The 7,531-nt window shown below is 76.7% G+C and carries 8 protein-coding genes; 2 read left to right on the top strand and 6 right to left on the bottom strand.

The genetic code is table 11. From position 1 onward, the window contains the following. The 5 genes from VGB14_21075 to VGB14_21055 all read right to left on the bottom strand — a co-directional run. Nucleotides 1-209, bottom strand: a 209-nt coding sequence (locus tag VGB14_21075) for a hypothetical protein (protein HEX9995424.1), incomplete at its 3' end; no start/stop codon positions are given. A gap of 39 nt (nt 210-248) precedes the next feature. After that, a complete protein-coding gene (locus VGB14_21070) occupies nt 249-1,292 on the bottom strand; it encodes a DUF3048 domain-containing protein (protein ID HEX9995423.1) in 1,044 nt (347 codons plus the stop codon). Continuing rightward, nucleotides 1,282-2,118 (bottom strand): M48 family metallopeptidase, encoded by an 837-nt coding sequence (locus VGB14_21065; protein ID HEX9995422.1) that lies wholly within the window; start codon nt 2,116-2,118, stop codon nt 1,282-1,284. Before VGB14_21065 ends, VGB14_21070 begins: the two co-directional genes overlap by 11 nt. 81 nt (nt 2,119-2,199) lie before the next feature. Continuing rightward, nucleotides 2,200-2,751, bottom strand: a complete 552-nt coding sequence (locus VGB14_21060) for a LemA family protein (protein ID HEX9995421.1) — start codon at nt 2,749-2,751, stop codon at nt 2,200-2,202. Nucleotides 2,752-2,822: 71 nt separating this feature from the next. After that, nucleotides 2,823-3,890, bottom strand: coding sequence for a glycosyltransferase family 4 protein (locus VGB14_21055; GenBank protein HEX9995420.1), 1,068 nt, complete (start codon nt 3,888-3,890; stop codon nt 2,823-2,825). Nucleotides 3,891-4,179: 289 nt separating this feature from the next. On the opposite strand from VGB14_21055, the gene VGB14_21050 reads away from it, so the two are divergent. Further along, nucleotides 4,180-5,667 (top strand): potassium/proton antiporter, encoded by a 1,488-nt coding sequence (locus VGB14_21050; GenBank protein ID HEX9995419.1) that lies wholly within the window; start codon nt 4,180-4,182, stop codon nt 5,665-5,667. A gap of 58 nt (nt 5,668-5,725) precedes the next feature. Continuing rightward, entirely contained in the window at nt 5,726-6,673 is a 948-nt protein-coding gene (locus VGB14_21045; GenBank protein HEX9995418.1) for a pirin family protein, read from the top strand. A 22-nt stretch (nt 6,674-6,695) separates the two neighbouring features. Here VGB14_21045 and VGB14_21040 read toward each other — a convergent pair. Beyond that, nucleotides 6,696-7,531: phosphatidylinositol mannoside acyltransferase (locus VGB14_21040; GenBank protein ID HEX9995417.1), on the bottom strand; the 836-nt coding region annotated here is incomplete at its 5' end.

Here is a 7,531-nt window from a genome sequence, read left to right as displayed (position 1 = left end):
GTGAACGCCGGCGCCGTCACCTCGGCGTGGTCGTACTCGACCGGGCCGCCGACGGCCCGCACCGTGACCGTCGCCGTCGCCGCGTCGCCCACCTCGACGGCGCCGAAGTCGACGGCGGCCGGGGCGACCTCGACCGTCCCGGCCGGCTGCGCCCACGCCGCGCCGAGCGCGACGGCGCCGACCACGAGGACGGCCCGCGTCCACCTCACGACGCCCACCCTGACAGCAGCGGCGCCGCCGTGCCAGGGTCAGCCGACGACGGCCGCCGCCCCGGGCGGCGCCAGCGCCACCCACGTCCGGCCCGGCGCCAGGCGGAAGGCGGCGCCGGCGGCGTCCACGTAGGTCGTCACCGAGTCGGCCGACGGCTTGCGCCACCGGCCCTCGACCAGCCGGCCGCCCGACAGCAGCCAGGCGTCGCCCTCCCCGACCAGCTGGGCCTCGGGGATCGGCGCGCCGCTGGCGTCGCAGCACCCGACGATCGTGTACGGCACGAACTGGACGACGACGTTGGCCGGCGACACCTGCTCCCCCGCCGCGTCGACGTGCGGCGACCCGGCCTGGGCCCGGTCCCAGCCGCCGGCGGCGGCGTCCCAGGTCCAGTCGACCGGCGCGCTGCCGGCGCCGCCCCCGAAGTCGACCCGCACCCAGCCCACGTCGCGGCCGGCCGCCGGCTCGCCGGCCGCCCGGAACTCGAAGAGCTGGGGCGGCGGCTCGGCGTCGTCGGGCGTGTGGGCCCGCAGCGCGTCGGTGCTCGAGTACAGGTTGTACGGCGGGTGCCGGTCCTCGGTGCGCTCGTAGGCGTCGGCGGCCACCTCGAAGCCCACGTCGACCAGCGGGGCGGCCCGCACCAGCGCGGTGAACTCGGGGTTGGCGCCGGCCCAGGCGAACAGCGGGCCGTGCAGCGGCGTGAGCAGGGCGACGTCGGTGGAGCGGGCCGAGCGGACGGGGCCGAGCGGGTCGGCGCCGCCGGAGTGGAAGAGGGCGGCGAAGCGGGTGACGCTCCCCTCGACCATCTCCTCGTAGACGACGTCGGCCTGGTTGAGGCCGGACTGGGGCCGGGCCGGCGGGTCGGCGTTGTCGATCTTCACGACGAGCACGGGCCGCCCGACGTCGTCGTCCTCGCCCGCCGGCAGCCCGGTCAGCGGCCAGGCCGGCGCGCCCGACGGCGTGGTGGCCGGCGGCGGCTCCTCGTCCCCGTTGCGGAGGCGGACGGCGACCACCGCGCCGGCGACGAGCACGATGGCGGCGAGGAGCCCGGCGAGGATCGCCAGGCGAGCCCGCTCAGAGCTCACGGAGGGCGGCGATGCGGTCCTCGAGGGGCGGGTGGGTGTCGAACATCCGGTTGAAGCGGGCGAACGGGCCCTCGGCCGAGGTGCGGGCGAGCGGCGACTCGATCCAGAGGTGGGCGGTCGCCCGCGACCCGCTGTGCACGACGGTCGTGTCGTCCCGCAGCTTCTCGAGCGCCGAGATCAGCCCGGGCGGGTAGCGGGTGAGGTCGACGCCGGACACGTCGGCCAGCGCCTCCCGCCGCCGGCTCACCGCGGCCTGCATGAGCCGGGCGAACAGGGGCGAGAGGAGCAGCAGCACGAGGCCGAGGACGGCGACGATGGCGCCGGCCGGCGCGCCGCCGTCCCGGTTGCGCCGCCCGCCGCCCCACCACATGAACCGCAGCGCCCAGTCGGCCAGCAGCACGACGACGCCGACGAGGGTGACGGCGAGGGTCGACACGAGGATGTCGTAGTTCTTCACGTGGCTGAGCTCGTGGGCCAGCACCGCCTCGAGCTCGATGCGGTTCATCTTCTCGAGCAGCCCGGTGGTGACGGCGAGCGCCGCGTGCTTCGGGTTGCGCCCGGTGGCGAACGCGTTGGGTGCCGGGTCGTCGACCACGTAGAGCCGGGGCTTCGGGAGGCCGCTCGCGATGCACAGCCCCTCGACCAGGTTGTGGAGCCGGGCGTAGCGCAGCTCGTCGGCCGGCCGGGCCCGGCTCATGGCGAGGGCCACGGCGTCGCTCTTCCAGTAGGCGACGAAGGCCGCCACCCCGGCCACGACCAGGGCGATCACCAGCCCGGCGACGCCGTAGCCGAGCACCCAGTCGAAGGCCAGCGCGACCAGGCCCACGAGCAGGACGAAGGCGACGATCAGCAGCGCCGAGCGGCGCTTGTTGGAGGCGACCTCGTCGTACAGCGGCGCGCCCCCGCCCTAGAACTTGACCTGCACGGGGCCGCGGCTCTCGCCCTCGGCCTCGAAGTACTCCCGCTGGGAGAACCGCATGGGGCCGGCGAACACGACGCCCGGGAACGTCTGGATCTTCGTGTTGTAGCGGTAGACGGTGTCGTTGTAGAACTGCCGGGCGTAGGCGATCCGGCCCTCGGTGCCGGTCAGCTCCTCCTGCAGGTTCAGGAAGTTCTGGTTCGCCTTGAGGTCCGGGTACGCCTCGGACAGGGCGAACAGCTGGCGCAGCGCCCCGCTGATCACGTTCTCGGCCTGGGCCTGCTCTCGCGGCCCCTGGGCCTGGATGCCCTGGTTCCTCGCCTGGATGACGGCCTCGAGCGTCGCCCGCTCGTGCGACGCGTAGCCCTTCACGGTCTCGACCAGGTTCGGGATGAGGTCGTAGCGCCGCTTGAGCTGGACGTCGATCTGCGCCCAGGCGTTCTCGATCCGGTTCCGCAGCTTGACGAGCGCGTTGTACTGCCAGATCACGAAGATCACGAGCAGCACGACGATGGCGAGGACGATCAGCAGGACGACCATCGGTTCCTCCGGTGTTCGACGGCGGCGAGTCTACGGGTCGCCCGCGGTGCGGCGGGGTACGGCCGCCGGGCTCACACGACGCCGGCGTAGATCTCGAGGTACCGGTCGGCCAGGTGCTCCATCGAGAACTCGGCCGCCCGGCGCTCGCCGGCGGCGGCCAGCTCGGCGGCGAGCGGCCCGCCGTCGAGCACCCTGCGCAGCGCTGCGGCCAGCGCGCCGGCGTCGCCCGGCGGGACGAGCAGCGCGTCCACGTCGCCCCGGGCGACGTTGCGGTAGCCGGGCAGGTCGCTGGCGACGACCGGCGTCGAGGCCGCCATCGCCTCGAGCAGCACCACCCCGAACGACTCGCCGTGGAGGGACGGGGCGCAGAACACGTCGGCCCCCTGGAGCCGCGACGCCTTCTCGTCCTCGCCGATCCGCCCCAGCCACTCGACCCTCGGGTCGCCCGCCGTGCGGGCCCGGAGGGCCGGGGTGTCGGGCCCGTCGGAGGCCACCCACAGGCGCACGTCGGCCGGCAGGTGCTCCATGGCGTCGAGCAGCACGGCCAGCCCCTTGCGGGGCTCGTGGCGGCCGACGAACAGGATCGTCGGGCCCTCGGTCGGCCAGGCCGGCGCCTTGGCGTAGCGCTCGACCTCGATCCCGTTCCACACGAGCGTGTACTCGCCGCCGAGCGCCTTGGCGGCCATGGCCGTCGCGTCCTCGGACACCGCGCACCGGTGGTCGAGGCGGTCGGCCAGGGCCCGGACGCCGGGCCGCAGCCACCGGTAGGCGGCGCTGCCGCCGGCCGCGTGGAACGTGCCGACGGTCGGGGCGCTCTTGAAGATCAGGGTCGTCATCGTCGGCCCGGGCGCGAGCGGCTCGTGGAGGTGGAGGACCTCGAACTCCTCGTCGCGCAGGGCCCGGATGGTGCGCAGGGCGCAGGCGGGGTCGGGGGCGATCGGGGCGACGGAGCCGTTGGCGGCCGTCGGGATGCTCTTGCCGAGCGGGGTGACGCCGGCGTCGGGCGGCGGACCGTCGCAGGGGGCGAGGACCCGCGCCTCGTGGCCGGCGGCCCGCAGCACCCGGGCCAGCGCGAGGACCTGGCCCTGCACCCCGCCCGGCATGGTGAGGCTGTAGGGGCACACCACGCCGATCCGCATCGCCCATCACGGTACTTCCGGCCGGGCCCACCAGGGCCGTACGCTGGCGGGATGCCCGGGCCGGCCACCGAGGCGGGCGCCCGGCACGGCGCCGTCGCCGCACACCGGGACCCCCGACCGGCGCTCGAGGCGGGCCCCGGGACGGCCATCGCCGAGGTGGCCGTCCGACCGGCCGACGACCTTGCCGCCGCCGGCTCCGACCGGCACGTTCGACCGGGCGAATGCCTCGGCGCCAAGGCGGGCGGCGGCGGGCGGGGGGCGCGCCACCCGGCAGGGGGGCGGCGGGAGGGTGCATGAGCTCGGGGCCGGGATGGCCGTGGCCGCCGCGCTCGTGCTGGCCGCGGTCGTCGCCAGCCGGGTCGGCGCCCGGTTCGGCGTGCCGGCGCTCCTCCTGTTCCTCGGCGTCGGGATGCTGGCCGGCTCGGACGGGCCCGGCGGCATCGCCTTCGACGACGCCCGGCTGGCCCAGGACGTCGGCGTCATCGCCCTCGCCCTGATCCTGTTCGCCGGCGGCCTGTCGACCGACTGGGGGGCGGCCCGGTCCCAGGCCGGCCGGGCGCTCGGGCTGGCCACGGCCGGCGTGGTGGTGACGGCGGCGGTCGCGGGCGTGGCCGCCGCCTGGGCGCTCGACCTCCCGATCGAGGTCGGGCTGCTCCTCGGCGCCGTCGTCGCCTCGACCGACGCGGCCGCCGTGTTCGCCGAGCTGCGCTCGCGGGCACTCCACCTCCGCGGCGGGCTCGACCACCTCCTCGAGCTCGAGTCCGGCGGCAACGACCCGATGGCCGTCTTCCTCACGGTCGCCCTGCTCACCGTCATCACCGAGCCCGACCGCTCGGTGGTCGGCCTGCTCCCCACGCTCCTCGTGGAGGTGGCGGTCGGCGCGGCCGTCGGGCTGGTGGTGGCGGCCGCCGCCGTGCGGGGCCTGAACCGGCTCCGCCACTCCCAGGAGGGGCTGTTCCCGGTCGTCACCGTGGCCGTCGCCGTCGGCACGTACGGCACCGCCGTGGTCCTGCACGGGAGCGGGTTCCTGGCCGTGTACGTCGCCGGCCTGGCCATCGGCCGGCGGGACTTCCTGCACCGCCGCAGCGTCCTGCGCTTCCACGACGGGATGGCCTGGCTGGCCCAGATCGCCATGTTCCTCGTCCTCGGGCTGCTCGTGTTCCCGTCGGAGCTGCCCGACGTGGTGGGACCGGGCCTGCTCGTCGCCGCCGCGCTGATCCTCGTCGCCCGCCCCCTCGCCGCCGCCGTCACCCTGCTCCCCACCGGGCTGCCGCTCCGGGACACCGTGCTCGTCGCCTGGGTGGGCCTGCGGGGCGCGGTGCCGATCGTGCTGGCGACGTTCCCGCTCGTCGAGGGGATCCCCGAGGCGGCGCTGCTCTTCGACGCCGTGTTCTTCGTCGTGCTCGCCTCGGTGCTGGTGCAGGGGACGACGATCGGCGTCGTCGCCCGGGCCCTCGGCGTGGAGTCGCCCACCCCGCCGCCGCCACCACCGCCGATCGAGGCCGTCGGCGCCATCGGCGACGACACCGAGCTGCACGAGGTGGTGGTCGGGCCGGGCTCGCCGGCGGCCGGCCGCCGCCTCGTGGACCTGGGGCTGCCCGCGGGCGCCCTGGTGGTGCTGGTGCGCCGGGACGGGCGGTACGTCGTGCCGACCGGCGCCACCGACCTGCGGGCCGGCGATGCCGCCCTCGTCCTCGCCGACCCGGCCGCACTGGCCCGCCTCCACGAGCTGCTGGCCGGCGCGCCGAGGGAGGCGCCCCGGCCCGGCCCGCCGTAGCCCGCCGCCGCGTGGCCCGGCGAGGCGCCGCTGCCGGGCGCGCCGTAGGGTCGCCGGGATGAGCGGTCCCGTCAGCACCGACGACGCCGCGCCGGCCCCCGTCGACCGGCCCGCCGCCGCCCGCCCGACCTTCGACCTGAGCCCGAGCCGGTCCACCGAGGTCGGCGGGGTGACCGTCCGCCGGGCGCTCCCCCGCCGGCAGCGACGGACGGTCGGGGCCTGGTGCTTCGTCGACCACATGGGCCCGGCCGACCTGGCCGCCGACGTCGGCCTCCGGGTCGGCCCCCACCCCCACGTCGGCCTGCACACCGTCACCTGGCTGGTCGAGGGCGAGGTGGTGCACCGGGACAGCCTGGGCAGCGAGCAGCCGATCCGCCCAGGGCAGCTGAACCTGATGACGGCCGGCCGGGGCGTCGCCCACGCGGAGGCCTCAAGCGACCCGGCCGGGGACGGCGGTCGCGTCCACGGCGTCCAGCTGTGGGTGGCCCAGCCCGACGGCACCCGCGACGGCGACCCGGCCTTCGAGCACCACGCCGAGCTGCCGGCGGCCGGGCTGGGCGGGTTCACGGCGACCGTGCTGGTCGGCGAGCTGCCCGGCGCCCGGTCGGCGGCCAGGGCCGACACGCCGCTGCTCGGCGTCGAGCTGCGCACGGCGATCGGGGTGGCGACGGTGCCCCTCGACCCGGCGTTCGAGCACGCCGTCGTCGTGCTCGAGGGCGAGCTGGCCGTCGACGAGGAGCCGGTCGGGCCGGGCGCGCTGGCCTACCTCGGCACCGGCCGGGAGGAGCTCCGCGTCGAGGCCGACCGGCCGACCGTCGCCCTGCTCCTCGGCGGCGAGCCGTTCGGGGAGCCGCCGCTCATGTGGTGGAACTTCGTCGCCAGGACACGGGACGAGATCGACCGGGCCAGGGCCGACTGGGAGGCCGGGTCGGACCGCTTCGGCTCGGTCGGCGGCGACCTGCCCCGCATCCCGGCGCCGCTGCCCGTGTGGACCGGCCGGGCCTAGCGGGCCCGGCGCCGGCCGGGCCTCAGCGGCGGGCGAGCGCGGCGACGGCGGCCCGGTCGCTCGGCCAGTTCGGCTGCATCAGGTGCCACTGCTCGGGGGCGGCCCGGATGAGGCCCTCCAGCTCCAAGGCGAGGCGCTGGGTCAGGGTGGCGACGTCGTCGCGCAGGCGGCCCCTCGCGGGGAGGGCGAGCGGCGGGCGGACGACGCCGTGGTGGCGGCCGCTCCAGTCGTAGACGGCGGTCGGCAGCAGCGCCGCGCCCGTGCGAAGGGACAGGGTGGCCGGCCCGGCCGGGAGGGTGGTCCGCTCGCCGAAGAAGTCGACCTCGACCCCGCCGCCGGCCAGGTCGCGGTCGCACAGCAGGCACACGACGTGGTTGGCCTTGAGCGCCCGCACCACCTGGGTGCCGGCCGACGGGCCGAGCGGGATGACCTCCATGCCGAGCGAGCGGCGGAACGAGGTGAACCAGTCGAACACGTCGGGCGGGTCGAGGGGCTCGACGACCACGCTGACCGGGACGGCCTTCACCCTGGCCAGCCAGAACCCGGCCCATTCCCAGAAGCCGAGGTGGGGCAGGGCGAGGATGGCCCCGGAGCCGCTGTCGAGGGCGGCGGTGATGTGCTCGAAGCCCTCGACGCTCATCGCCGCGTCGAGCTCGGCCGGGGTGCGGGACGGCAGCCGGAACGACTCGGCCCAGTAGCGGGCGTAGGAGCGGAAGGTGGCGAGCACGGCCCGGCGCAGGTCGGCGCCCCTGATCCCGGGCCGCACCCGGCGGAGGTTGCGCTCGACCACGAGGCGGCGGGCCGGCGAGGCCAGCGCCCCGACGACGGCGCCGTAGTCGGCCGCGGCCCGGGCCACCG

It is taken from the genome of Acidimicrobiales bacterium (assembly GCA_036399815.1).
GTDB lineage: Bacteria > Actinomycetota > Acidimicrobiia > Acidimicrobiales > DASWMK01 > DASWMK01.
Note: the sequence above shows the minus strand (reverse complement) of the source record. Positions and strands in the feature narration are given on the sequence as shown.